19 protein-coding genes are annotated in these 23,841 nt (G+C 40.2%); 12 read left to right on the top strand and 7 right to left on the bottom strand.

Features of this window, described 5'->3' with window-relative positions; translation table 11 throughout:
- Positions 1-45: 45 nt before the first annotated feature.
- From galE to ACTG7L_RS03340, 7 genes are all read right to left on the bottom strand, one after another.
- Positions 46-1,062, bottom strand: a complete 1,017-nt coding sequence (gene galE / locus ACTG7L_RS03370; RefSeq protein ID WP_439287484.1) for a UDP-glucose 4-epimerase GalE — start codon at positions 1,060-1,062, stop codon at positions 46-48.
- Positions 1,063-1,131: 69 nt separating this feature from the next.
- Complete coding sequence (locus ACTG7L_RS03365; protein ID WP_439287483.1) at positions 1,132-1,311, bottom strand: zf-HC2 domain-containing protein; 180 nt, start codon at positions 1,309-1,311, stop codon at positions 1,132-1,134.
- Between the two features lie 16 nt (positions 1,312-1,327).
- Entirely contained in the window at positions 1,328-1,861 is a 534-nt protein-coding gene (locus ACTG7L_RS03360; protein ID WP_439327509.1) for a sigma-70 family RNA polymerase sigma factor, read from the bottom strand.
- 19 nt (positions 1,862-1,880) lie between these two features.
- On the bottom strand, positions 1,881-3,461 hold the full coding sequence (gene prfC / locus ACTG7L_RS03355) for a peptide chain release factor 3 (protein ID WP_439287482.1): 1,581 nt from the start codon (positions 3,459-3,461) through the stop codon (positions 1,881-1,883).
- A gap of 135 nt (positions 3,462-3,596) precedes the next feature.
- Positions 3,597-5,735, bottom strand: coding sequence for a phosphate acetyltransferase (gene pta / locus ACTG7L_RS03350; RefSeq protein WP_439257898.1), 2,139 nt, complete (start codon positions 5,733-5,735; stop codon positions 3,597-3,599).
- Between the two features lie 70 nt (positions 5,736-5,805).
- On the bottom strand, positions 5,806-7,002 hold the full coding sequence (locus ACTG7L_RS03345) for an acetate kinase (protein ID WP_439241018.1): 1,197 nt from the start codon (positions 7,000-7,002) through the stop codon (positions 5,806-5,808).
- 380 nt (positions 7,003-7,382) lie between these two features.
- On the bottom strand, positions 7,383-8,099 hold the full coding sequence (locus ACTG7L_RS03340; RefSeq protein WP_439287481.1) for a YwiC-like family protein: 717 nt from the start codon (positions 8,097-8,099) through the stop codon (positions 7,383-7,385).
- Positions 8,100-8,183: 84 nt separating this feature from the next.
- On the opposite strand from ACTG7L_RS03340, the gene ACTG7L_RS03335 reads away from it, so the two are divergent.
- The 12 genes from ACTG7L_RS03335 to fabZ all read left to right on the top strand — a co-directional run bounded on the left by ACTG7L_RS03335 (position 8,184) and on the right by fabZ (position 23,832).
- A complete protein-coding gene (locus ACTG7L_RS03335; protein WP_439287480.1) occupies positions 8,184-8,537 on the top strand; it encodes a RidA family protein in 354 nt (117 codons plus the stop codon).
- Positions 8,538-8,685: 148 nt separating this feature from the next.
- Positions 8,686-9,837 (top strand): methionine adenosyltransferase, encoded by a 1,152-nt coding sequence (gene metK, locus ACTG7L_RS03330; protein WP_439287479.1) that lies wholly within the window; start codon positions 8,686-8,688, stop codon positions 9,835-9,837.
- Positions 9,838-10,130: 293 nt separating this feature from the next.
- Positions 10,131-11,975: a DNA methyltransferase gene (locus ACTG7L_RS03325; RefSeq protein ID WP_439287478.1), complete on the top strand. Its 1,845-nt coding sequence runs from the start codon at positions 10,131-10,133 to the stop codon at positions 11,973-11,975.
- The gene (locus ACTG7L_RS03320) at positions 11,975-14,692 is read left to right on the top strand and encodes a DEAD/DEAH box helicase family protein (RefSeq protein ID WP_439287477.1); all 2,718 of its coding nucleotides are present in this window, start codon (positions 11,975-11,977) and stop codon (positions 14,690-14,692) included. Before ACTG7L_RS03325 ends, ACTG7L_RS03320 begins: the two co-directional genes overlap by 1 nt.
- A gap of 63 nt (positions 14,693-14,755) precedes the next feature.
- Positions 14,756-15,952 (top strand): 1-deoxy-D-xylulose-5-phosphate reductoisomerase, encoded by a 1,197-nt coding sequence (gene ispC / locus ACTG7L_RS03315; protein ID WP_439287476.1) that lies wholly within the window; start codon positions 14,756-14,758, stop codon positions 15,950-15,952.
- Positions 15,953-16,019: 67 nt separating this feature from the next.
- Positions 16,020-16,736: a polyprenyl diphosphate synthase gene (gene uppS / locus ACTG7L_RS03310; protein WP_439287475.1), complete on the top strand. Its 717-nt coding sequence runs from the start codon at positions 16,020-16,022 to the stop codon at positions 16,734-16,736.
- Between the two features lie 13 nt (positions 16,737-16,749).
- On the top strand, positions 16,750-17,613 hold the full coding sequence (locus ACTG7L_RS03305) for a phosphatidate cytidylyltransferase (protein ID WP_439241003.1): 864 nt from the start codon (positions 16,750-16,752) through the stop codon (positions 17,611-17,613).
- A gap of 12 nt (positions 17,614-17,625) precedes the next feature.
- The gene (gene rseP, locus ACTG7L_RS03300) at positions 17,626-18,954 is read left to right on the top strand and encodes a sigma E protease regulator RseP (protein WP_439287474.1); all 1,329 of its coding nucleotides are present in this window, start codon (positions 17,626-17,628) and stop codon (positions 18,952-18,954) included.
- 128 nt (positions 18,955-19,082) lie between these two features.
- Positions 19,083-21,449 carry an outer membrane protein assembly factor BamA gene (gene bamA / locus ACTG7L_RS03295; protein WP_439287473.1) on the top strand — a complete coding sequence of 789 codons (2,367 nt, stop codon included), beginning with the start codon at positions 19,083-19,085 and terminating at the stop codon, positions 21,447-21,449.
- Between the two features lie 116 nt (positions 21,450-21,565).
- The gene (locus ACTG7L_RS03290; protein WP_439287472.1) at positions 21,566-22,132 is read left to right on the top strand and encodes an OmpH family outer membrane protein; all 567 of its coding nucleotides are present in this window, start codon (positions 21,566-21,568) and stop codon (positions 22,130-22,132) included.
- A gap of 24 nt (positions 22,133-22,156) precedes the next feature.
- Positions 22,157-23,182, top strand: coding sequence for a UDP-3-O-(3-hydroxymyristoyl)glucosamine N-acyltransferase (gene lpxD / locus ACTG7L_RS03285; RefSeq protein WP_439240995.1), 1,026 nt, complete (start codon positions 22,157-22,159; stop codon positions 23,180-23,182).
- Positions 23,183-23,379: 197 nt separating this feature from the next.
- Complete coding sequence (gene fabZ / locus ACTG7L_RS03280; protein WP_439240993.1) at positions 23,380-23,832, top strand: 3-hydroxyacyl-ACP dehydratase FabZ; 453 nt, start codon at positions 23,380-23,382, stop codon at positions 23,830-23,832.
- Positions 23,833-23,841: the final 9 nt, after the last annotated feature.

Below are 23,841 nucleotides of genomic sequence, written 5' to 3'. Positions count from 1 at the left end.
TGTTGTTAAAACCCCCTCACCCAAAGGGAGAGGGGATTTTTGGGGTTAGTCTTTATAGCCCTTTGGATTATTTTTCTGCCAATTCCACGTATCACGCATCATGGCATTTAAATCACGTTCCGCTTTCCAACCTAACTCTTTCAAGGCACGGCTGGCATCGGCGTAATTTTCGGCAATATCACCTGCACGACGTGGTGCGAATTTATACGGCACTTTGATATGGTTGGCTTGTTCGAAGGCATTGACCATATCTAACACGGAATACCCCACGCCCGTACCCAGATTATAAATATGTAAACCGCCATCATTTTCGTGACGAGCTAAGGCTTTGACATGTCCGATAGCCAAATCCACCACGTGAATATAATCACGTACACCAGTGCCATCTGGGGTTGGGTAATCGTTACCAAAAATAGATAATTCTTTCAATTTACCGACAGCAACTTGGGCAATATAAGGCATTAAATTATTCGGGATTCCATTTGGATCTTCGCCGATCAAACCGCTTTCGTGGGCACCAACAGGGTTAAAATAACGTAATAGGGTAATGCTAAATTTCGGCTCGGCTTTGGCAATATCGGTGAAGATTTGTTCTACCATTAATTTAGAGGTGCCGTATGGATTGGTTGTTCCACCCACTTTGCAATCTTCGGTGACAGGAATCACTTCAGGATCGCCATACACCGTGGAAGAGGAGCTAAACACAATATTCCATACGCCAGCTTGTCGCATTTGTTCGATTAAATTGAGTGAGCCGACCACGTTGTTGTGATAATACGCAATGGGTTTTTGCACGCTTTCGCCCACCGCTTTTAAGCCGGCAAAATGGATCACTGATTCAATGTTGTTTTCGGCGAAAATACGCTGTAAAAGTGGACTGTCTAAAATATCCCCTTGATAAAATTTGGCTTGTTTGCCTGTAATTTGTGCCACTCGTTCAAGGGATTTGGCGGAGGAATTACATAAATTATCCAATACCACCACCTCTTTACCGACGTTTAATAATTCAACCACGGTATGTGAACCGATATAGCCGGCACCGCCTGTGACTAAAATTGCCATAATATTTTCCTTTTATTAAACTGAGTTTAACTAGTATAAATCCGATTCGCCTTTTCACAAAGGGATAAATTATTCGGGTTTATTGCTTGCAAATTGTTTCATTAAATCGTGCATTTTGGCACATTGTGCTTGAAATTTTCGGCAATGTGGACAAAGCATGACATGGGTTTTAACCCCAATTTTTTCGTTAAAATTGAGTTCACGTTCCTGTGCATCAGAAATTAATTTGGTGGCTTGTAAGCAGTTCATGAGTCATCTCTTATTTCTAATGTAATTTATGGGTTAAGCAATGTTGTAGTTGTAATCTGGCACGGTACAGCAAAATATGCAAGTTGCTACTGGTAATATCGACTTCTTGGCAAATATCCTGAGCAGAGTAGTCCAAATATTCTCGCATCATAAACACTCGACTTTGTTTGGCGGGCAAATGGGTTAAACAGGTTTCAAACACTAACCAAAATTCATCAGAATACACCGCACTTTCGGGCAAATTTTCGGGGGAATATTCGGCTTTCCAATGACCATGTTGATCAAAAAAGGCATTGTCATCTTCATCGTCCACCAAATCGCTTTCCACCACAAAACGATCTTTCTGACGCAAATAGTCAATAATCTTATTTTTCAGAATAGCGAACACCCAAGTTTTCAACGCCGATTGACGTTGAAAATTCTCAATATTTTTCACCGCACTTAACAAGGCCTCTTGCACGATATCTTCCGCTACGGTTTCATCTCGCAGTTGAAGTCGGGCAAATTTCAGCATTTGCTCCCGAATTTCAACTAGCTGTGCAGATTGCATTAAAGAGAGAGTTTGCACATTAATGTTCTCTGGTTTTGAAGAATGTCACATCAGGATAACGTTCCTGAGCCAAATTTAAATTTACCATGGTTGGAGCAATATAGGTTAAATTATCGCCGCCATCTAATGCCAAATTCTGCTCATTTTTGCGTTTAAATTCTTCAAATTTTTTCACATCGCCACATTCCACCCAACGAGCGGTTGCCACGTTGACATTTTCATAAATCGCCTCGACGTTGTATTCAGATTTTAGGCGAGAAACCACCACATCAAACTGCAACACACCCACTGCCCCGACAATTAAATCGTTGTTTATTAATGGACGAAACACTTGCACTGCTCCCTCTTCAGAAAGCTGTACTAAGCCTTTGAGTAATTGCTTTTGTTTAAGCGGATCTTTCAAACGAATACGGCGGAACAGTTCAGGGGCGAAGTTTGGAATCCCAGTGAATTTCAGATCTTCTCCTTGGGTAAAGGTATCGCCAATTTGAATGGTACCGTGATTATGTAAACCGATAATATCGCCTGCGTAGGCTTCTTCTGCATGGGTGCGGTCGCCTGCCATAAAGGTCAAGGCATCGGAAATCACCACATCTTTACCAAGGCGAACATGACGAAGTTTCATGCCTTTTTCATATTTGCCTGATACCACACGCATAAACGCCACTCGGTCACGGTGTTTTGGATCCATATTGGCTTGAATTTTAAACACAAAACCGCTGAATTTTTGTTCGCTACTTTCTACTAAACGTATATCTGCTTGACGAGCTTGCGGAGCGGGCGACCATTGGGTTAGTCCATCTAAGAAATGATCTACACCAAAGTTACCTAACGCTGTACCAAAATAAACAGGGGTTAATTCGCCATTAATAAATAAATCGTGATCAAACTCATTGGAGGCACCTTGCACCAGTTCCAATTCATCACGCAACTGTTGAGCCAAATCTTCGCCCACGGTTTGATCTAACTCAGGATTATTTAACCCTTTGATAATACGGACGTCTTGAATGGTATGCCCTTGCCCTGTTTGGTATAAATAGGTTTCATCTTTATATAAATGATATACCCCCTTAAACAGCTTGCCACAACCGATAGGCCAAGTAATCGGGGCACAATGGATTTTCAACACATTTTCCACTTCGTCCAATAATTCCATGGGGTCACGAATATCACGGTCGAGTTTGTTCATAAAGGTGACAATGGGAGTATCACGTAATCTTGTGACTTCCATTAATTTAATGGTACGTTCTTCCACCCCTTTGGCACTGTCAATCACCATTAAACAGCTATCCACCGCAGTTAACGTGCGGTAAGTATCTTCCGAGAAATCTTCATGCCCCGGGGTGTCGAGCAAATTCACCAAACAATCGTTGTACGGAAATTGCATCACGGATGTGGTAATCGAAATCCCCCGTTGCTTTTCCATTTCCATCCAGTCCGATTTCGCATGAGCCTGAGAGCCTTTACCTTTCACAGAACCTGCGGTTTGAATGGCATTTCCATAGAGCAACACTTTTTCCGTAATGGTAGTTTTCCCTGCATCGGGGTGAGAAATAATCGCAAAAGTGCGGCGTTTGTTTACTTGTTGTGGGTAGGTCATTTTTTGTCTGTTTTTTTAAAATAAAATTAATAGCGTATTGTCGTTGATTTTGTGGGTGGGTGCAAGGTAAAAATTGGAGAAAAAACACCGCACTTCAATCACTCAAAGTGCGGTGTAAATTTTACGAATTTTTGCTTATTGTGTCGCTTGAATCGCTGTCAACGCAATAGTGTACACAATATCATCCACCAATGCACCACGAGATAAGTCGTTTACTGGTTTACGCATACCTTGCAGCATTGGACCGATAGACACTAAATCTGCAGAGCGTTGTACTGCTTTGTAAGTAGTGTTACCGGTGTTCAAGTCTGGGAACACGAATACAGTCGCTTTACCCGCAACAGGGGAGTTTGGCGCTTTGGATTTTGCCACATCTTCCATCACGGCGGCGTCATATTGTAATGGGCCGTCAATGATTAAATCTGGGCGTTTTTCTTTGGCAATACGGGTCGCTTCTTTCACTTTTTCAACATCTGCACCAGATCCTGATGTGCCTGTTGAGTAAGAGATCATGGCCACTTTTGGATCCACGCCAAAGGCTTTGGCTGAATCGGCGGATTGAATGGCGATTTCCGCTAATTGTTCAGCGTTTGGATCTGGGTTTACTGCGCAGTCGCCATAAACTAACACTTGATCTGGTAGCAACATAAAGAAGATAGAAGAAACAATCGAGCTACCTGGTGCCGTTTTGATGATTTGCATTGGTGGGCGAATGGTATTCGCTGTGGTGTGAACTGCACCTGATACTAAGCCGTCCACTTCGTTGGCCTCTAACATCATGGTACCCAATACCACATTGTCTTCTAATTGCTCACGAGCTGAGGTTTCTGTCATGCCTTTAGCTTTACGCAATTCTACTAAACGATCCACATAGTTTTCACGAACTGAGGCAGGATCAATAACCGTAATACCTTTTCCTAATGTCACGCCTTGCGCTTCTGCTACACGTTGTACATCTGCTGGATTGGCTAATAAAATACATTCTGCAATGCCACGTTCCGCACAAAGTACAGCGGCTTTAATGGTGCGAGGTTCGTCGCCCTCTGGCAACACAATGCGTTTTTTCGCCGCACGAGCTAATTCGGTTAATTGGAAACGGAACGCCGGTGGGGATAAACGGCGGATACGTGTAGAGGCAGCCGCTAATTGATTAACAAATTCTGCATCAAATTGTTCGCTAGTATATTGTTTGATATTTTCAATGCGTTCTTTGTCATCCACTGGCACTTCTAAATTGAAACTTTGTAGATTTAACGCCGTTTGCCATGTGTTACCCTCTACACGGAAAATCGGTAGGCCTGTGGTTTCAAAGGCACGTTGGCAGAGTTTGCTGATTTGTGCATCAATTTTGTAACCACCTGTTAATAAAATCCCCGCTAATTCTACACCGTTAGTGGCAGAAAGTGCGGCGGCGGCTAATACATCGGGACGGTCAGCGGAAGTCACTAATAAGCTACCGGTACGGAAATGTTCCACCATATTTTGTAAGCCTCTGGCACAGAATGTAATGCCACGGATACGGCGTGTGGTGATTTCTCCCTCATGAAGAATCGCCGCACCTAAATGTTTGACTAAATCAATGGCACGGGTGGCAATGAGTTCTGCCGACCAAGGAATACAAGCCAACACTTTAATTGGGCTAGTGGCAAATAAGCGATAGACTTCACCGGCTTGATTATGGCTATGTTGATAAGAATCGAAGATCTCGGTTAAATCTGGACGAGTACGTTCGGATTCATCCACAGGGGCATTAAATTTGTTCACTACTACGCCGAGTAAGTTTTTATTTTCTTTGCCACCAAAAGAGGCTGCGGCGGCTTCAATTCGTTCTTTTAATTCCACAGGGGTGTCATTGCCTGGTGCGGCCACTAAAATAATTTCCGCATCAAGGGCTTGTGCGATTTCGTAGTTAATGCTGTTGGCATAGGAATTTTTGCGAGCAGGGATTAAGCCCTCGACCACCACAATTTCATTGTTTTTACTTAATGCTTGGTGCTGTTCAACGATTCTTTCTAATAAGACATCGGATTGATTGCGACCAATTAAGGTTTCTGCCACACTTAACATTACTGGTTCGGCAGTTTCCAGTGCGGTACTGGTGCGAACAATGGAAGTGGTGCGGTCTAATTTATCCTCACCGGAACTTGGTTGTGAAATGGGTTTAATAAAGCCGATTTTGACCCCTTTTTGTTCAAGTGCTCGAATTAAACCCAGACTTACGCTGGTTAAGCCCACGCCACTACTAATGGGAATAAGAATAATCGTTCTTGACATAATATTTCCTATATTGAGATTGTACTGAATGCAAAAGTAAACAGCCGATAATTATCGGCTGTTGTTGGGATTATTTAATGCAAAGACGAGCGGTGTCTTGTGCAATCACTAATTCTTCGTTAGTTGGAATTACCATAGCGATTGGTGACCCCTCTTTGGTAATTACGCCCTCTTTGCCGAAACGTGCGGCTAAGTTTTTCTCATCATCCACGTTATAACCAAATAATTTTAAGTGGTTTAAAGTGATTTCACGTACGTGAGCAGAGTTTTCGCCGATACCACCAGTAAACACGATAGCGTCTAGACGTTCACCGATAACGGCCATGTAAGAACCAATGTATTTAGCTAAACGGTAGCAATACACATCTAACGCACGTTTGGCTGGTTCTTCTTTATCGTAGTTATCTTCCGCATAACGGCAGTCGCTCGTCACTTCAGTTAAGCCTAATAAACCTGATTTTTTGACTAAGGTTTCTTCCACTTCGTCCATTGACATACCAAGATTTCTATATAGATAGAACACGATTGCAGGGTCAATATCACCAGAACGAGTTCCCATCACTAAACCCTCTAATGGGGTTAAGCCCATGGACGTATCAATACATTCACCATGACGAACAGCAGACACTGAGCCACCGTTACCTAAATGGCAAGTGATGACATTCACTTTATCTTCCGCCACACCTAAGCGTTTAGCGGCTTCACGGCTCACAAAATAGTGGCTTGTACCATGAGCACCGTAACGACGAATAGCATGATCTTTATAAAGTGAGTAAGGAAGAGCATATAAATAGGCTTCTTCTGGCATGGTAGTATGGAATGCAGTATCAAATACCACCACGTTTTTGTCTTTTAAGTGAGGGAAAATGTTGAATGCTTCTTTAATACCGATTAAGTGAGCAGGGTTGTGTAATGGAGCAAATTGAATAGCGTCTTCAATACCTTTTACCACTTCATCTGTCACGATAACAGAGGAAGTAAATTTCTCACCACCGTGAACGATACGGTGACCGATTGCGACAATGCTGTCTTTTAATTCTTGAGTTAATACATTTTCAACGATAAATTTCAAGGCTTCGCTGTGAGCTGCACCGGCACCTAAATCGGCATTACCTTTTTCACCGTGAATTTTCCATTTAATCCGAGCTTCTGGCAGATAGAACGCTTCAGCTAAACCTGATAATTTTTCGTCACCAGACACAGGATCTAAGATAGCAAATTTTAAAGATGAGCTACCACAGTTTAAGATAAGAACTAATTTTGACATAAATTAACCTATATTAAGGGTTGAAGTTAGAAGATATTCAGCAAATACTGAACAGACGTTTTAAAAGTCATAATGTGGTATAGAATACACTTTTCTGACGATAAAATAAATTATTAAACAGAGAAAAATTGCATCTTTATCAAAAAAGTTGAATATTTAAACATTTTTTATAAAGTGCGGTGTGAATTTATTGAATTTACATCTTAAAATTGATATTAATCAATGAATAGGTGAATTAGACTTTTTATTTGTAAGGTTTTTGTATATGATTCCCGCATCAAGAGAAGATGCTTGATAATTCATAAAGTTCCTAAATAAATATAACTAGATAATAGCTAAACTACTTTCCTACCACCCAAAATTTGGGTGGTTTTTTTTATTTATAAGCTAGCAATTAGCAACTGAATAAAAAAGATCAGCGAAATCACCATTTCGGCTAAACCCACCTGTTTGGTGGAGAGCTTTTTCGTTGGCAATATAATCGCTCTGATTAATGGAATAACAAACGCCAGTGCTAATAAACATTGTTGAAAAGGCAGAAAAATTATCACGCATACGGTATGGTAAAGAATTGAAGCAATGAGATAATAAGGATTTTTCCGCTCACGTAATACCGATTTGACATAAAGTGTCACGCCAATAAAAAATAGGCTCGGTAATACGGCAACCCACCAAATTCGTTGATCAACTTGGTTTTCCGCAAAATAATAGGCGGCCATTCCCGCTATCGCAAAAATCACAATGGCATTGAGATCATTGAATAAAGCACGTTCATTTTTTTGTTTTGCATAGTAGATACTGATGAAACTGAATGGAATAAACAATATGGCAAAATATAAAATTCTCCAATTATGCAAAAGTGCGGGAATCACAAAAATGACACAGGCGACAGCATAAATGAGGGTCCATTTTTTATATAAGGCGAGATTTCTTCCTTTAAACAAATTGAGAAAAGGGTAGCTCATTAGATATAAGGAAAACCAAGCGAGCAGCAGAAAAGTATGTTGCCAAATGGGGTGGGAAAGCAACATGCCATATAAAAAGGGCATTAATGCCATCACAATGGCGCCGTGTTGGTTGGAGATTAATAATTTCATGCTTAAATAATTGATTGACAAAATAAGAAATTTTCGTTTATTTTAGCTTTCCCTTATTTAAAACACAATCCAAAGGAAGTAAACATGACAGTTCAACGTTTTCACATTAGCAAGCGTTTATCCGAAGTAACGGTATACAATGGCGTCGCCTATTTGGCGGGGCAAATTCCAGCCAATATGCCAAATCAACCTATCTATGAGCAAACGAAAGATGTATTAGCTGAAATTGATCGTTTATTGGCGGAAGTTAATTCCGACAAAAGCCGTATTTTACGGGCTGAAGTGGTATTGGTGGATATGAATGATTATGCCGAAATGAACCGTGCTTGGGACGAATGGGTGGCCGACAATAATGCGCCACCACGAGCGACGATTCAAGCGAAATTAGCCAATGAGGCGTGGAAAATTGAAATTGTGATCACCGCCGCAACAAATTAATCACCCTTAAAAAACAGGTAATGTGCATCACTCATAGCATATTACCTGTTTTTATTTTCAGATAAAAACAAAATAAAATGCTTGCCTTTTAGGCAAAAATGCGTATTATAGCCGTCTATACTTCTAAATGAAAAAATTAAGGAACATTATGTCAAGCTATTTGTTTACTTCTGAAAGCGTATCAGAGGGACATCCTGATAAAATTGCCGATCAGATTTCCGATGCGGTGTTAGATGAAATTTTAAAACAAGATCCGAAAGCCCGTGTTGCCTGTGAAACCTATGTGAAAACAGGGATGGCGTTGGTGGGCGGTGAAATTACCACTTCTGCTTGGGTAGATATTGAAAACTTAACCCGTCAAGTGATTTGTGAAATTGGTTATGAACATTCTGATATGGGATTTGATGGCCATTCTTGTGCCGTATTAAATGCCATTGGTAAACAATCTTCCGATATTAATCAAGGGGTTGACCGTGCGAATCCATTAGATCAAGGGGCGGGTGACCAAGGTATTATGTTTGGTTATGCCACCAACGAAACCGATGTCTTAATGCCAGCGGCGATTACTTACGCCCATCGTTTAATGGAACGTCAAGCACAGGTGCGTAAAAATGGTACCTTAGATTGGTTGCGTCCCGATGCGAAAAGCCAAGTTACCCTGAAATATGATAATAACAAAATTATCGGTGTCGATGCCGTAGTGCTTTCCACGCAACATAGTGATGCAGTGAGCCAAGCCGATTTAATTGACGGCGTGATGGAAGAAATTATTAAGCCGATCTTGCCAGCAGAATGGTTAAATAAAGACACTAAATATTTTATCAATCCAACAGGACGTTTTGTGATCGGTGGTCCAATGGGCGACTGTGGTTTAACAGGACGTAAAATTATCGTGGATACCTACGGCGGTGCAGCTCGTCACGGTGGTGGTGCCTTTTCAGGTAAAGATCCGTCAAAAGTGGATCGTTCCGCCGCTTATGCTGCACGTTATGTGGCAAAAAATATCGTGGCAGCAGGGCTGGCAGATCGTTGTGAAATCCAACTTTCTTATGCGATTGGCGTAGCGGATCCCACTTCTATTATGGTGGAAACCTTTGGCACAGGCAAAGTGAGCAATGAATTGTTAGTTAATCTTGTGCGTGAATTTTTTGATTTACGCCCTTATGGCTTAATTAAAATGCTCAATTTAATCCAACCGATTTATCGTCAAACCGCCGCTTATGGACACTTCGGACGTGAGCAATTTCCGTGGGAAAAAACGGATCGTGCAGAAGAATTGAGAAAGGCGGCTGGGTTGTAATTTGATATAATTTATTGTGAAGTGGGCGAAATGCCCACTTTTTTGTTTGTTGCAAATCAGGTATCATGTTGCCCTAAATTTCTATCAAGGGGACTTGACTTTTAAAACAAGGGGCTAACAATGACAGACAGACAGACAGACAGACAGACAGACAGACAGACAGACAGACAGACAGACAGACAGACAGACAGACAGACAGACAGACACTAGAAATTCACCTTTATCAAGCCTTACAATCTGATCATAGACTGTGGACGGATGAGAATAAAACTGAATTAAATCGCACCGCACTTTTGGATCTGATCAACAAAACCGATCCGCAAGTGATGGCATTATTATTAAGTGATGCCGAACTTCAACGTCATTTTTTTACCCCAATCAACGATGTTTTTGTTTTCAAAGCACAAGATTTCCATTTCTTTTTGGATAGCCGAAAAATTGATAATTCTTATACTCGTTTTGCCAACCGCATTGGTTTAAGCACCAATCAAAAATTATTGCGAGAAAATGCGGATGTCGTGCTGGATTTTCCCTTTAAAGATTGTGTTTTATCAGGCGGACAAAGCACAGAAGATGGCACGGACACGGCATTTAATCTGAAAAATGGCGAAATTGAACAATCTACGCAAAAACGCCAGGAAATTTTCTTTAATCAAGTGTTAGCTTTTGATGAAATAGACCGCCTGCTCGATCCCAAAGCCTTTGCCAATGCTAAACGTATCAATGCCAGTGGCAAAAGTGTGGCAACTAAACTTAACCGCAATGAAAATGGTGAGATTACCGACAATATAATTATTAAAGGCAATAATCTCATCGCTCTGCATACCTTAGCGACACAGATTCGTGACAAGGTGAAATTGATTTATATTGATCCGCCCTATAACACGGGCAACGATAGCTTTAAATATAACGACCGCTTTAATCATTCCACTTGGCTGACTTTTATGAAAAATCGTCTGGAGATTGCAAGGGAACTTTTAAAAGATGATGGCAGTATTTGGATAAATCTTGATGATAACGAAGCACATTATTGCAAAATATTATGTGATGAAATTTTCGGCAGAGAAAATTTTGTTAGTAATATTGTTTGGCAACACAGAAAAAGCGTTCAAAGTGATATTGCAATTAGTTTGTCCCATAATCATATTTTAGTTTATGCGAAAAAATCTAATGAAATAACTTTAAACCGCCTTGAAGTTGATGATACAAAATATGAAAATCCTGATAATGACCCAAGGGGGAAATGGGTGGCAACGCCTTTTGACGCTCCTAATATCCGTCCCAATTTAACCTATCCAATTACTAATCCCAATACAGGTGAAACCTATTATCCGCCACAAGGTAGGTGTTGGAGAACCACGCAATCAGAGTATGAACGTTTATTATCGGAAAACCGTATTGTATTTGGCAAAACAGGAAATTCAAAACCACAAGCCAAATTATTTTTAAGTGAAGCTAAACAAAAAGGCAATAGTGTTAAAACTTGGTGGGACGATTGCGGAACAGCAACCGAAGGAACTAAGGAATTGCAAAAAATTTTTGAAACGAAAAATACTTTTTCTACACCAAAACCTGAAAAATTATTAGAAAAAATAATACACATCGCCACCCAAGAAAACGACATCGTCCTAGACTTCCACTTAGGCTCTGGCACAACAGCTGCCGTTGCCCACAAAATGAAACGTCAATATATCGGTATTGAGCAAATGGATTATATTGAAACCATTACTCTTGAACGCATGAAAAAAGTCATCGCTGGTGAGCAAGGCGGGATTTCAAAAGCAGTAAACTGGCAAGGCGGTGGCGAATTGGTGTATTGCGAATTAGCCTGCCTGAACGAAACCGCAAAACAGCAAATTCTTTTGGCAAATTTACCTGAAAATTTGACCGCACTTTTTGCCGAAATTTGCGAGCGTTATTTTTTAAAATACAACGTTAATGTGCAGGAATTTGCCGAAAATATTTTACCAAGTGTGGAATTTAAGGAGTTGGATTTGAACGAGCAAAAATCCATGATATTGGCAATGTTAGATTTAAATCAGCTGTATTTGTCTTATAGCGATATGACAGATAGCGAGCATGGATTAAGCGAAGACGAACAGGCGTTTAGTTGTTCATTTTATGGGGAGAGTAAATAATGAAAACCCTATTAGAAACCATAGAAAACAGCAAACAAGCCTTAAAAGGTTTTAAGCAAAACGCCTTATTTGCTATTCCTGATTTTGTCAGCCAAAATTTAAAATATCCGCTATTTGAATGGCAACAAAGTGCGGTGGAAAATTTTATGGTTTTTGCAAATATGGACGATGTGCCGAATTTCCCTGAACTCAAAAATCAACCCACGCATTTACTCTTTCAAATGGCAACTGGGGCAGGGAAAACCTTGGTTATGGCAGCTTTGATTTTATATTACTATCAAAAAGGCTATCGCCATTTTCTGTTTTTTGTCAATCAAAACAATATTGTGGATAAAACCGAAAGTAATTTTGTGGAGAGTATGCACTCGAAATATTTATTTCAACCGAAAATTATGCAAGGTGAAACGGTGATTCCTATTAAAAAAGTAGAAGCCTTTAGCCCAAATCCGCAAGGCATTGAAATTAAATTTACGACGATTCAAAAATTGTATAATGATGTGCGTATCGAAAAAGAAAATCAAACCACATTAACCGATTTACAAAAACTTAATATCGTGATGTTGGCAGATGAAGCCCATCATTTAAATAGCCAAACTAAAAAAGGACAGCAAGTTAATTTAACCGAAATTACAGGGAAAACCAAAGAAAGCGAAATTGAAGCGAAAGGCTGGGAATATATGGTTATCAATCAGCTATTACACAAAAATGGTAAAGATAATCAAAATATCTTATTAGAATTTACCGCCACGATTCCAGAAAATGCCGAAGTACAAGCCAAATATGCCGATAAAATCATTACCCAATTTGATTTGAAAGCCTTTATTTTGAAAAAACATACCAAAGAAATTAATTTAATTTCCTCTACGCTGAACAAGAAAGAGCGTATTTTACATGCCTTATTATTTGCCTGGTATCGTCATCAAGTGGCGTTGAAATATGACATTGCAAATTTTAAACCCGTGATGTTGTTCCGCAGCAAAAATATTGCCAGTTCTTGGCAAGATTATGCGTTTTTTATACAGTTAGTCAAAGATTGTTCGGCTCAAGATTTTGATTTTTTAAACCATTTACAAGACAGTTTGACACAAAATAATGATGATATTTATGTGCAGGGCAAAACCCGAACAGAACAAGCCTTGCAATTTATGCAGCGAGAAAATTTATCCAGTTGGCATATTGCGGAGTGGGTGAAAAATAATTATCAAGATCGCAATGTGATTATTACCAATTCAAAAACGAATACTAAAAAGTCGGAACAAACCGATGCGGATACCGAACGATTATTAAATAATTTAGAAGCCGCCAATAATCCAGTGCGAGCGATTTTTACCGTAGATAGGCTGACCGAAGGCTGGGACGTGTTGAATTTATTTGATATTGTGCGATTGTATGAGGGGCAAAATAGTGGAGGTAGTACTAAAAAAACACCAGAAACCACCATTAAAGAAAAACAGCTGATTGGACGTGGTGTGCGTTATTATCCATTTAATTATGGCGATAAATCCAAGCATCAACGTAAATTTGATAATGAACTTAATCACGAATTACGGATTTTAGAAGAATTGTTTTATTATACTTTTGATGAGAAAAGCCGTTATATTTCTGAACTCAAAGCTGAATTGCGAAAATCAGGCTTTTTACCTGAAAATGAAAATAAAGTATTGGCAACCTTTGCGTTAAAAAGTGCGGTGAAAAATAGCCAAGCTTTGCAAAATTGGTTGATTTGGGGCAATCGGAAAGTGGCTAATCCGAATGCGAAACAACATAATGTGGAAAGTTTGCAACAAGCTAATGAAATTATTACTTATCAAATACGAAGTCAGCAAATTACCGAAACCCATTTAGATTGGCAAACCGAGCAAGATCAAGATCTTCGTATTAATGAGCAAATGGCAAGCTATGTGCCAAGTCAATTTATCGCCAATATGGAAAAACATATTTTTGATAAAGCATTGCATATTAAAGGCAAGGCAGTTAATTCGTTATTTCATTTTTGCAATTTACAACAAAAATTGGGGCTAACCCGCCGCAATCAATTACAACAAGACGTGTTAGCAAATTGGAAAATCTTATGGCAAAGCAATAAAGCACCGCAAGCGGATGATAAATTGCAGGCTTGTCTTAAAGTCTTAGAGCGTATGGAAACCTTGTTAGCCCAAACCGATACGCCTTTTATTGGTAGCCAAACTTTTAATCCAGAAAGTTTAGGCGATATTTTTACGCCAAAACAAAAATATGTAGACAAAAATGCACTCAATCCACAACTTGTAGAGCAATATGATTGGTTTATGTTAGATAATTTTGCTGGAACAAGTTCTGAACAAGCCTTGATTGAGCTGATTGAGCAAAATATGGCGAATTTAACCGAGCAATTTGATGTACATTTATTACGCAATGAAGAAATTTATAAAATTTATGATTTTAAAAATGGACAAGGTTTTCAACCTGATTTTTTGCTGTTGCTCAAATCTAAGCAAAAACAACAAATTGATGGGCGAGAACAGCATTTATGTTATCAAATTTTGATTGAACCGAAAGGCGAACATATCAAAGATAACGATCAGTGGAAACAGGATTTTTTGTTAGAGATCACCGAAAAATATGGCAAAGCGAAACCAATCAATGGTGATTTTGCCAATTATCGGGTCATTGGCTTGCCGTTTTTTGTGGAAGCTGAACAGGAAAACTTTTATCAAGCCTTGAATGAAGTGATCTAACCTTAACAATCTGCTTTTTTATTGTATAATCTGCTTACTTTATTTTAATAAGCAGATTTTACCATGAAAAAACAAAACCTCGTTATCCTCGGCTCAACAGGCTCAATCGGTACCAGTACACTTTCCGTTATCGAACATAACCCCGAACAATATCAAGCATTTGCCTTAGTCGGCGGTCGTAATGTGGAGTTAATGGCTCAACAATGCGTGAAATTTCAACCGCAGTTTGCAGCCTTAGATGATGAAAGTGCGGCGAAAAAATTACACGAAAAATTAACCGCACTTGGGAGTAAAACGGAAGTATTAAGCGGACAAAAAGCGATTTGTGAATTGGCGGCTCACCCTGATGCGGATCAGGTAATGGCGGCGATTGTGGGGGCGGCAGGATTGTTGCCAACGCTTTCCGCTGTACAAGCCAGTAAAAAAGTGTTGTTAGCCAATAAAGAAAGTTTGGTTACGTGCGGACAGATTTTTATTGACGCAGTGAAAAAACATCAAGCCCAACTGTTGCCCGTGGACAGCGAACATAATGCGATTTTCCAATCTTTACCGCCCGAGGCTCAGCAAAAAATCGGTTTTTGTCCGCTAAAGGAATTGGGTATTAGCAAAATTGTGCTAACAGGTTCTGGCGGTCCTTTCCGTTATACGGATTTAAGTGAATTTGATAGCATTACGCCAGCCCAAGCGGTGGCTCACCCGAATTGGTCGATGGGGAAAAAGATCTCGGTGGACAGTGCCACTATGATGAACAAAGGGCTGGAATATATTGAGGCTCGTTGGTTGTTTAATGCCAGTGCCGATGAAATGGAAGTGATTATTCATCCACAATCTATTATTCATTCTATGGTGCGTTATATTGATGGCTCGGTGATTGCACAAATGGGGAATCCTGATATGCGTACGCCGATTGCGGAAACTATGGCCTATCCTAATCGTATTATTTCAGGTGTTGCACCATTGGATTTTTATCAGCTTAACGGCTTGACTTTTTTAGCCCCTGATTTTAACCGCTATCCGAATTTAAAATTAGCCATGGATGCCTTTGCTGCAGGGCAATATGCCACTACTGCCATGAATGCGGCCAATGAAATAGCGGTGGACGCTTTTTTAAATGGGCAAATTAAATTTACCGATATTGCCAAGGTCAATCAACAGGTGGTGGAAAAAATTCAACCGCAACAGATTTCAGCGATTGATGATGTCTTGGAAGTGGATCGCTTGGCTCGGGAATTTGCAAGGAATGTGGTAAAAACTCAATGACATATGGCTTGGAAATATGCTATATTCACGCCCAAATTTTCAATTCACCTTTGTGATTTAGGATTAAATGAAAGAATTAGATCCGCATAATATACCGAAACATGTGGCCATCATTATGGATGGCAATGGACGTTGGGCGAAAAGCCAAGGTAAAATGCGTATATTTGGGCATACAAATGGGGTAAAAGCGGTACGCCGTGCGGTGTCTTATGCTCGCCAAATCGGGGTGCAATCCTTGACCATGTATGCTTTTAGCAGTGAAAATTGGAATCGTCCTGAGCAGGAAGTGTCGGCCTTGATGACGCTATTTATGCAAGCCTTGGATTCGGAAGTGAAAAAGCTGCATAAAAATAATATTCGGTTAAATATTATCGGCGATACTTCCAAATTCAGTGAAAAATTACAACAAAAAATTATCAACGCAGAAAAATTAACTGAAAAAAACACCGCACTTTGCTTAAATATTGCGGCTAATTATGGTGGCTGTTGGGATATTGTGCAAGCCGCACAGAAATTGGCATGGCAAGTGAAAGCGGGAGAACTCGCTGTCGATCAGATTGATGAAAATTTGTTTCAGCAACATTTGGTCACAGCACAGCAACCGCCCGTAGATTTATTAATTCGTACCAGTGGCGAACAGCGGATCAGTAATTTTTTACTCTGGCAAATTGCCTATGCCGAATTATTTTTTTCACCGGTATTATGGCCAGATTTTAGTGAACAAGAATTTAACCAAGCTATTTGGGCTTATCAACAACGAGAACGCCGTTTTGGCGGGGCTTAAAGAGGGAAAACACGTGCTTAAACAACGTATTTTATCGGCAATCGTGATGATTGCACTGGTCTGTGCAGCATTATTTTTATTCTCGCCATTTTATTTTACTTTGGCGTTGGGCGTGATTGTCACCGCCGGTGTTTGGGAATGGACGCAATTTCCACGCTTAAAAATCGTCTGGCGTTTTGTGGCGACCTCGATTGCTTTGGCAATGTTATTTGTTTGGATTTTTAGCCAAGCAGATTATCTCAATGCTGGGCGTGTGTTTGCGGATTATGCAGAACCCTTATTATTAGTCGCCGTGATTTGGTGGGTTGTCGCACTGGGTTTGGTGATCACCTATCCGACCTCCGCCAATATTTGGGGTAAATCGGTCATTTTGCAAATTATTTTCGCTTGTGTGACGTTGGTGCCGTTCTTAATTGCGGTGGCCGCATTACGTTTAGAAAATTACAATGTTGACAGTTTACACGGCATTCAATTATTGCTTTATGTATTTGTGTTAGTCTGGGCGGCCGACAGTGGAGCCTATTTTGCAGGGCGGAAATTTGGCAAACATAAATTAGCCCCGAAAGTGTCGCCGGGGAAAACTTGGCAAGGTGTGATTGGCGGTGTGATTACCGCTGGCGTGTTGTCAGAATTATTTATTTATTTTGTTGGCGATCAGTTCTTTATGCACGGAAATACCTTAAGTTTAACCGCACTTTCCATTGCGACCGTGGCGGTTTCGGTGTTAGGCGATTTAACCGAAAGCATGTTTAAACGTCAAAGTGGCATTAAAGACAGCAGTAATTTAATCCCAGGGCATGGTGGTATTTTGGATCGTATTGATAGCTTAACCGCCGCCGCGCCATTCTTTGCGTATTTCTACTTTTTCTGGCTTTAACAGGCGGTATTGATGTCATTTTTGTGGTCGTTGGTTTCGTTTATTATTGTGATTGGTGTACTGGTATCGGTACACGAATATGGGCATTTCTGGGCGGCCAGAAAGTGCGGTATAAAAGTCCATCGTTTTTCCATTGGTTTTGGTAAAGTCTTGTGGTCAAAAAAAGATAAGCAAGGTACCGAGTTTGCCGTTTCCTTAATCCCTTTGGGGGGGTATGTGAAAATGCTAGATGAACGCAATGAAACCGTGCCAGCAGAGCTAAAATCACAATCCTTTAACAGTAAAACCGTGTTACAACGCATGTTTGTTATTGTGGCCGGCCCTTTGGCCAATTTTATTTTTGCTATTTTAGCCTATTGGGTGGTGTTTGCCGTGGGGATCCCGAGTGTAAAACCGGTCATCGATGGCGTTAAACCCAACAGCATTGCGGCACAAGCACAACTTGCTCCGAATAGCCAAATTTTGGCGGTAGATGGGACGGAGTCACCAGATTGGGAAACCATTAATATGTTGTTGGCGACCAAGTTAGGCAATGAGCAAGTCACATTAACCGTCACGCCGTTTGGGGAAAATCGTCCACAACAAAAAACCTTAAATATCCAAGCATGGACATTTGATCCCGATAAACAAAGTGCTTTTGGTGCCTTGGGCATTCAACCCGTAGGCAATCAAGTGGAAATGAAAATCGCTAAAGTGGTGGAAAATTCACCGGCTGAAAAAGCGGGTTTATTGGTTGGTGATGAAATTTATACTGCACTGGGTGAAACCTTTGCATGGCAAGATTTTGTTAAACAAGTGCAACAAGGTCATCCGTTATCGCTACAAATTCATCGTGAGGGGCAAATCTTGGCGGTGACTTTAATACCAGAACAGCAAGAAAACCGTTATGTGGTAGGGATTGCACCGACCATTCATCCGATGAATGAACAGTATCGTACGGAATTAAAATATGATATGCTTGATGCCCTGTGGAAAGGGGCGGAAAAAACCGCACAACTTTCTTGGTTAACCCTGAAAGTGATCGGCAAATTATTGACTGGCGATTTATCGCTGAATAATTTAAGTGGTCCAATTTCGATTGCCCAAGGTGCGGGGATTTCCTCACAAATCGGTTTCGTGTACTATCTTGGGTTTATGGCGTTAATTAGCGTAAACCTTGGGATGATGAATTTATTTCCATTGCCCGTATTAGACGGCGGACATCTGGTCTTTTTGGCAGCGGAAGGAATTAAAGGCAAGCCTGTTTCTGATAAGGTGCAAAATGTGTTTTATCGCATTGGTGCCACCCTTTTATTGATGTTAACAGCCTTTGCTTTGTTTAATGATTTTTTACGTTTATAGAACGTTTTAAAATTTTAGCAGTCTGTATAGATTGTATGGATGCGTATCCTATTTGTAAACGAATGTGTAAAAATTTTTAATATAGAAATTTTATCCGCGTTACTTTAATTTAATAAGGTCATTGTAAGATGAAAAAACTTTTAATAGCTAGTTTATTATTCGGTTCTGCGAGTGTTTATGCGGCCCCTTTTGTGGTACAGGATATTCGTGTGGAAGGTGTGCAATCTGGTTCAGAAATGAACGTGCTAGCAGGGTTGCCCGTGCAAGTTGGCAAACGTGCTACTGATAATGATATTGCCAATGTGGTGAGAACCCTTTATGCTCGTGGTTATGATAATGTACGAGCAGACAGAGAGGGCAATACATTAGTGATTGGGGTGACTCAGCAGCCGATTATTACCGAAGTGACCTTTGATGGTAACAGTTCTATTCCAAATGATGCCTTAAAATCCAATTTAGAATCCAACGGATTTAAATCGGGTGAGGTGTTAAATCGTGAGAAATTAGAGGGTTTCCGACAAAGTTTAGTGGAACATTACGCCAGTACAGGGCGTTATAATGCCAAAGTAGAAGCTATTGTTAATTCATTGCCAAATAATCGTGCAGAAGTAAAATTACAAATTAAAGAAAATGACGTTGCATTATTAAAAGAAGTGACCTTTGAGGGCAACGAACATGTTTCTAGCAGCAAATTAAAAGAACAAATGGAACTACAAGCAGATTCATGGTGGAAATTATTTGGTAATAAATTTGCAGCCGAGCAATTTAGTAAAGATTTGGATGCGATTCAAGATTATTATGGCGAAAATGGCTATGCCAAAGCCAAAGTGACGAATACTGACGTACAAATAAGTGACGATAAAAATGAAGCTCGTGTCAAAATTGTGGTAGATGAGGGCGATGTTTATACTGTGAATAGCGCCAGAATTATTGGTGATGTGGGCGGTATGCAAGATGACTTAGCACCGCTATTGAAAAACATTCATTTACATCAAGAGTTCCAACGTAGCGAAGTTAAAAGCGTGGAAGACAGCATTAAAGCCAAATTGGCTGAGCAAGGTTATGCCACGGCGAAAGTGAATATTCATCCGGAATTTGATGAAACGAATAAAACCATTGATTTAACCTATATCGTGGAAGCTGGGCGCCGTTATTCAGTGCGTCAAATTCGCTTTGAGGGCAATACGGTGAGCGCAGACAGAACCTTGCGCCAAGAAATGCGTCAACAAGAAGGGACTTGGTTATCTTCGCAATTAGTTGAACTGGGTAAAATTCGTTTAGAGCGTACCGGTTTCTTTGAAACAGTAGAACAACGTACGGAAACGATAAAAGGTACCAATGATGAATTGGATGTGATTTACACGGTAAAAGAACGTAATACAGGGAGTATTAACTTCGGTATTGGTTATGGTACAGAAAGTGGTTTTAGCTATCAAGCCAGTGTGAAACAAGATAATTTCTTAGGAATGGGGTCTTCTATTAGTTTGGGTGGCCGTAAAGATGACTATACCACCAGTGTTAACTTAGGTTATACCGAACCCTATTTCACTAAAGACGGTGTGAGTCTTGGTGGAAATGTGTATTATGAAAAATATGATAACTCCGATGATGATACCTCTGCAAGCTATGCACGTACGACATATGGGGCAGACTTAACCTTAGGTTTCCCTGTAAATGAAAATAACTCTTACTATTTAGGTGTGGGTTATGCTTATAATAAATTGAAAAATGTGTCGCCAGAATATACTCGTCAGAAATATATTGATTCCATGGGATATAGTGGTTCCTCATTTAAATCACAAGACTTCACCTTTAAAGCCGGTTGGAACTACAACAGTTTAGACCGTGGTTATTTCCCAACCAAAGGGGTAAGAGCGAGTTTAGGCGGTTCTGTGACGATTCCAGGATCGGATAATAAATTCTATACACTAAGTGCTGACGCACAAGGTTATTATCCATTAGATCGTAATCGTACATGGGTGCTTTCCGCCCGTGCGGGGGCGACCTATGCCAATGGCTTTGGTGGAAAAACTTTACCGTTTTACCGTCATTATGCTGCTGGGGGAATTGGTTCCTTGCGTGGTTTTGCCTCTGGTGCGGTGGGACCACAAGCTATTTACCTAACCAAAGATGGATATCGATTGGATGATGATATTATCGGCGGTAATGCCATGGTGACATCCAGTATTGAATTAATCGTACCGACGCCATTTGTAGCAGATAAAAACCAAAATTCCGTGCGTACTTCTTTATTCTTTGATGCCGGCAGTGTCTGGAATACCAAATGGTCTAATGCAGATAAAGACAAATTCAAAGCTCTTTATCCGAATATGCCAGATTATAGTGACCCAAGTCGTATCCGTACCTCTGTTGGGGTGGGTTTCCAATGGCAATCACCAATTGGGCCATTAGTTTTCTCTTATGCGAAACCATTGAAAAAATATGAGAATGACGATATTGAACAATTCCAATTTAGTATTGGTGGCTCATTCTAATTGATTTAGATTGAACTAATAGTGATTCATTACGTCTAAACAATACCTGTGCTGAATAGCAACTAATCGCATTATTTGGCACGTAATTAAAATAAATAAAAAGGAAATTTATATTCATGAAAAACATTGTAAAAGCTACCGCACTTTCTTTAGCCTTAGCATTTGCCTCCTCGGCTGCCCTTGCAGAAGAAAATATCGCATTCATTAATGCCGCTTATTTATTTGATCATCACCCTGATCGTGAAACGGTTATGAAAAAATTAGATGTGGTTTTCAAAAAACAAGCTGACGAATTGACCGCAAATAAAAAGGTCATTGAGAATAAAATCGCAGCCTTACAAAAAGAAGCTAAAAACTTACGTAGTGCAGACATTAAAAAACGTGAAGATGAAATCAATAAATTGATGAAAGATCACGATGCTAAAGTGCAAAAATATCAGCAAGAAGCACAAAAACAAGAAAATGCTGAACGTGCTAAAATCTTAGAATCTATTCAAGAAACCACCAATAAATTAGCGAAAGAAAAAGGCTATACTTATGTGTTGGATGCCAACTCTGTCGTATTTGCTGTTGATGGTAAAGATATTAGCGATGATGTGTTAAAAGCGATTGGTGGTAAAGTGATGACCACAGAAGAACCAAAAGCAGAGAGCAAAGACGCTGAAAAACCAGCCGCAAAATAATCCTTTAAAAGGTTAAATTTTACTATGCGTTCTTATACATTAAAAGAATTAGCAGAACATATCGGCGGTGTCATGCGTGGCAACGCCGATGTTTTTGTGACGGCCATTGCGCCTTTAGATAAAGCGAGCAAGACCCACCTCACGTTTATTTCCAATGTGAAATATCGTCCTTATTTATCCCTTTCGCAAGCCGGCATTTTGGTTGTGTCAGAGGCAGATGTGGAATTTTGTGCCGAGCAAGCAAACCTCATCATTGTGAAAAATCCTTATGTAGCCTATGCCTTACTGGCTCAATATATGGACAGCACGCCTAAAGCAGCGACAGATATTGCACCAAGTGCGGTGATTTCTAGCACGGTTTCTTTAGGTAAAAATGTCAGTATTGGCGCAAATGCCGTTATTGAAGATGGGGCCGTGATTGGTGACAATGCGGTGATTGGTGCCGGTTGCTTTATTGGACAACACGCCCAAATTGGTGCGAACACGCAATTATGGGCAAATGTGTCGATTTATCATCATGTACAAATCGGTGAACATTGTTTAATTCAATCAGGTGCGGTGATTGGGAGTGATGGTTTTGGTTATGCGAACGAACGTGGACGTTGGATCAAAATTCCACAAACGGGAACGGTCGTGATTGGTCACCATGTGGAAATTGGCGCTTGCACTTGTATTGACCGTGGTGCATTAGATAACACGGTGATTGAAGATAATGTGATCATTGATAACCTCTGTCAAATTGCCCACAATGTGCATATTGGGACTGGTACTGCTGTGGCGGGTGGCGTCATCATGGCGGGCAGTCTCACCGTCGGACGTTATTGCCAAATTGGTGGCGCCAGTGTGATCAATGGTCATATGGAAATTTGCGATCAAGCGGTCGTGACGGGGATGAGTATGGTTATGCGACCGATTACGGAACCCGGTGTTTATTCTTCAGGTATTCCATTGCAGCCCAATAAAGAATGGCGTAAAACTGCAGCGTTAACCATGGATATTGACAAGATGAATAAACGGCTTAAAGCCTTGGAAAAGAAATTAGCCGACTAAATTAACGCATTTCGATAAGCTCATCTTCATGGTGAGCTTTTTTATGATTAAAAATTGGCTTAAATTTCACCGCACTTCACCTATTCATGAACTCAGCGGATCACTGTTTTATGACGGTTTTACTACAATCTATTTTTTAAATCATGTATAATTAAGCAAGACATATTAAAAATTGAAAAACATTGAAGGTAATTATTGTGACAACAGAAACTAGCCCATCTCGTATTATTGAAACAAAAGAAATTATGACATTATTACCCCACCGCTATCCATTTTTATTAGTGGATCGTGTGTTAGATTTCAAAGAGGGTGTGTGGTTAAAAGCGATTAAAAATGTGAGCGTGAATGAACCTTGTTTTACCGGCCATTTCCCGCAAGAACCGATTTTCCCAGGTGTATTAATTCTCGAAGCGCTCGCACAATCCATGGGCTTGTTAGCTTTTAAAACCCATGAATTACAAGGCGGAGAACTCTTTTATTTTGCCGGAATTGATGACGCTCGCTTTAAACGTCCCGTGTTACCGGGCGATCAACTTGAATTATATGTCGAAGTGATTAGAGAACGTCGTGGTATCACGGCGTTTACAGGGATCGCTAAAGTCGATGGCGAAGTGGCTTGTGAAGCTAAACTCATGTGTGCAAGACGTTAATCATTAAGC

Source organism: Lonepinella sp. BR2357 (genome assembly GCF_051851525.1).
Lineage (GTDB): Bacteria > Pseudomonadota > Gammaproteobacteria > Enterobacterales > Pasteurellaceae > Lonepinella.
The sequence above is the reverse complement of the archived record's forward strand: the minus strand, read 5'-3'. Positions and strand labels throughout refer to the sequence as shown.

What these genes read in the sequence shown, in the direction of transcription:
- ACTG7L_RS03340 (WP_439287481.1), bottom strand. Translation starts at nt 8,099, where the DNA reads ATGAAATTATTAATCTCCAACCAACACGGCGCCATTGTGATGGCATTA.
- metK (WP_439287479.1), top strand. Translation starts at nt 8,686, where the DNA reads ATGTCAAGCTATTTGTTTACTTCTGAAAGCGTATCAGAGGGACATCCT.
- ACTG7L_RS03290 (WP_439287472.1), top strand. Translation starts at nt 21,566, where the DNA reads ATGAAAAACATTGTAAAAGCTACCGCACTTTCTTTAGCCTTAGCATTT.
- lpxD (WP_439240995.1), top strand. Translation starts at nt 22,157, where the DNA reads ATGCGTTCTTATACATTAAAAGAATTAGCAGAACATATCGGCGGTGTC.
- ACTG7L_RS03335 (WP_439287480.1), top strand. Translation starts at nt 8,184, where the DNA reads ATGACAGTTCAACGTTTTCACATTAGCAAGCGTTTATCCGAAGTAACG.
- prfC (WP_439287482.1), bottom strand. Translation starts at nt 3,461, where the DNA reads ATGACCTACCCACAACAAGTAAACAAACGCCGCACTTTTGCGATTATT.
- uppS (WP_439287475.1), top strand. Translation starts at nt 16,020, where the DNA reads ATGAAAGAATTAGATCCGCATAATATACCGAAACATGTGGCCATCATT.
- pta (WP_439257898.1), bottom strand. Translation starts at nt 5,735, where the DNA reads ATGTCAAGAACGATTATTCTTATTCCCATTAGTAGTGGCGTGGGCTTA.
- rseP (WP_439287474.1), top strand. Translation starts at nt 17,626, where the DNA reads ATGTCATTTTTGTGGTCGTTGGTTTCGTTTATTATTGTGATTGGTGTA.
- ispC (WP_439287476.1), top strand. Translation starts at nt 14,756, where the DNA reads ATGAAAAAACAAAACCTCGTTATCCTCGGCTCAACAGGCTCAATCGGT.
- galE (WP_439287484.1), bottom strand. Translation starts at nt 1,062, where the DNA reads ATGGCAATTTTAGTCACAGGCGGTGCCGGCTATATCGGTTCACATACC.
- ACTG7L_RS03345 (WP_439241018.1), bottom strand. Translation starts at nt 7,002, where the DNA reads ATGTCAAAATTAGTTCTTATCTTAAACTGTGGTAGCTCATCTTTAAAA.
- ACTG7L_RS03320 (WP_439287477.1), top strand. Translation starts at nt 11,975, where the DNA reads ATGAAAACCCTATTAGAAACCATAGAAAACAGCAAACAAGCCTTAAAA.
- bamA (WP_439287473.1), top strand. Translation starts at nt 19,083, where the DNA reads ATGAAAAAACTTTTAATAGCTAGTTTATTATTCGGTTCTGCGAGTGTT.
- ACTG7L_RS03360 (WP_439327509.1), bottom strand. Translation starts at nt 1,861, where the DNA reads ATGCAATCTGCACAGCTAGTTGAAATTCGGGAGCAAATGCTGAAATTT.
- ACTG7L_RS03365 (WP_439287483.1), bottom strand. Translation starts at nt 1,311, where the DNA reads ATGAACTGCTTACAAGCCACCAAATTAATTTCTGATGCACAGGAACGT.